Genomic DNA, 2,360 nt, shown 5'->3' with positions numbered 1-2,360 from the left:
CGGGTCATCGTCCATGACCATCTCGACAGTGGCGTCGGGCGGGGCGCTCAGCAGCCGCTCGATCGCCACGACGCCCACCAAGAGCTCTCCGTCGCAGACTGCGGCGACCGAAGCGCTGTCATATTCGTGGCCCCTTAGCCGGGCCAGCAGTGCCGAAACCTCTTCACCCCTCGACGTGACCGGCACACGAGTGCTGGCGTGCCGTTCCGCCACCCGCAGCAAGTCGTCAGGGGGGCTCTTTGGAGCGTCCTCCTCAGCACCGATCATGACGCTATCGTGGCACGACCTGAGTGCCGAGAGAATGCGTCTCCGCTCGCGTCCTACCGCCGCATCACCTTGCCCAGATTGCTGCCGTCTCAGCCTGTCCGCGCGCGGACCCAGATGTGGTGCCCGGCGCGACCAATGTGCCGGGCGTGGCAGGACCATTGACCCTGTCGCCTGGAGAAAGTCAGGGATGACGCTGAGATCGTCGGCCGCACAGTCGTTGGTGAGGGGATGTGATCGAGATGGTCGCTGGGCGAGGGGTATCCACGCGCCAGCTGATTGCCGAAGTCGGCGACGTCGCGCACGATGTGCCTGCCTTTCTCACCTCGCCGCTGTACCGGCGCTGGCACCGGCACTGGGGCGCCACGGCAGCGGAGCAAGCCGGGTCGATGCCCGGGGACGACCTGCTCCGGCGTGCTCAGTTCCGCGCAACCAGAGCGATCACGATCGACGCACCGCCACAGGCAGTCTGGCCGTGGCTGGTGCAGGTGGGGGCACGTCGGGCCGGCTGGTACAGCAACGACCTGCTCGACAACCTCGGCCAGCCGAGTGCCACCAGGGTCGTGCCCGAGCTGCAGCACCTCGAGGTCGGCCAATGGGTGCCCATGGCGCCCTCGGGTCCGCCTTCGGACCGCAACGCGTTCAAGGTCCACTCCTTCGAGGTCAACCAGTGGCTGCTGTGGACCAAGCCCGACAGCACCTGGGCGTGGCGGCTGACACCGACCGAAGGTGGCACTCGTCTCGTCACCCGGATCCAGGCCATCTACGACTGGAGCCGCCCGCTGGGAGCACTGTCTGCGGTGGTGCTCATGGAGTTCGGGGACTTCGCCATGCAACGCAGGATGTTGCGCGGGATCAAGGCGCGGGCCGAGGCCATCGTCGGAGGCGGCACATGAGAACCGCGTCCGGCCAGGATCGTGTCGCCCGAGGTGTCGATCGGCTGCCGCCGGCCACGACCCTCCTCGGCCTTCTCACCTTGGTGGCGTCGGTGTTGTACTTCGGATCCGACGTCGTCGAGGCGCTCCAGGCGGATTCTCGGCCGGCCAGTTGTGGCTCACGCTCCTTGCCGAGGCGGCGATCCCGATCTTCGTCATTGGACTCGCAGCCGCGCAACGGCCACGCCTGGGACGTCTCGGAGTGCTCGCCGCCGTGGGCTACGCATACAGCTATGTCGTCTTCACCGGAACGGTGGTGTACGCGCTCGTGAACGACACCAAAAACTACGAGGAGCTGACCGACCAGCTCGGTGCGGTGATGACCGTGCATGGTGCGGTGATGGTGGTTGCCGGACTCGGATTCGGTCACGCCGTGCTCCGCGCGAGAACGCTTCCGGCGTGGACAGCTCTCGCGTTGATGGCCGGGGTCGTGCTGGTCGCCGTCACTCAGACGCTGCCTGAAGGCGCGCAGTTGGCAGCTGCGGGCGTCCGCGACCTGGGCTTCGCCGGCATGGGCGCTGCAATGCTGCGGACACCGGCCGGGAGGACCCGATCCCGATCGCATACCTCAAATTTTGGTGGCCAGGAGCCTGCTGCCACGGGCAAGATCCGACCGTCACACGGACGGCAACGAACGTAGGCTGATCGATTCGTCGCGGGGCCCCATAGACGTTGATTCGGGAGCAGCGCATGACCGCAACCGTCAAGAACGCACGAGAACATTTGCGGCTGGCCCTAGTCCATTGGCGGAGGCATTTGGCCCCTTCGGGCTATGGCTGATGAGGCGGCAAAGCGAGGACGCTGATGTGGAACCCGCCCGCTGACCGGGCAAGCGGAGGTGCGGAAGGTCCCGGGCATGGAGGCAGAACTATGCGAAAGTCCTTGGCAACCATGCTCGCGGCCATGGTCGCCGCTCCGATCGTCGCTATCAGCCTGGCCGCGCCAGCCGGCGCCAGCCGGCACGACGGCACGTCCCTGTACGTCAGCGATTACCACTCATGCAATTCCTGGCGGGTGCCCAATTACCACAGCACCGGTAACTACTGGGGCTGCTACACCTGAGCAATTCAAGACCGAGTCGTTGAGCGGAGAAGGACATGTCTGTTGCGAACGAGCACGGCAGTTTCGTGCAGCGCCTCAAGGAGCGCCATGGGCAGGACG

The 2,360-nt window shown here is 66.1% G+C and carries 4 protein-coding genes; 3 read left to right on the top strand and 1 reads right to left on the bottom strand.

The genetic code is table 11. The annotated features are described in order from the left end of the window. Positions 1–267 (bottom strand): hypothetical protein (locus tag V6M52_RS14800; protein WP_332701568.1); only part of this gene is annotated, 267 nt, incomplete at its 3' end. Positions 268–497: 230 nt separating this feature from the next. On the opposite strand from V6M52_RS14800, the gene V6M52_RS14795 reads away from it, so the two are divergent. From V6M52_RS14795 to V6M52_RS14785, 3 genes are all read left to right on the top strand, one after another. Next, the gene (locus V6M52_RS14795) at positions 498–1,160 is read left to right on the top strand and encodes a hypothetical protein (protein ID WP_332701567.1); all 663 of its coding nucleotides are present in this window, start codon (positions 498–500) and stop codon (positions 1,158–1,160) included. Positions 1,161–1,311: 151 nt separating this feature from the next. Beyond that, positions 1,312–1,839: a hypothetical protein gene (locus V6M52_RS14790; protein WP_332701566.1), complete on the top strand. Its 528-nt coding sequence runs from the start codon at positions 1,312–1,314 to the stop codon at positions 1,837–1,839. A gap of 230 nt (positions 1,840–2,069) precedes the next feature. Then, positions 2,070–2,261 carry a hypothetical protein gene (locus tag V6M52_RS14785; RefSeq protein ID WP_332701565.1) on the top strand — a complete coding sequence of 64 codons (192 nt, stop codon included), beginning with the start codon at positions 2,070–2,072 and terminating at the stop codon, positions 2,259–2,261. Positions 2,262–2,360: the final 99 nt, after the last annotated feature.

The organism is Devosia sp. (assembly GCF_036676215.1).
Lineage (GTDB): Bacteria > Pseudomonadota > Alphaproteobacteria > Rhizobiales > Devosiaceae > Devosia.
This window is presented reverse-complemented; position numbering and strand designations above follow the sequence as displayed.

Excerpts from the sequence above, each read along its gene's own strand:
- V6M52_RS14785 (WP_332701565.1), top strand. The coding sequence starts at position 2,070 with ATGCGAAAGTCCTTGGCAACCATGCTCGCGGCCATGGTCGCCGCTCCG.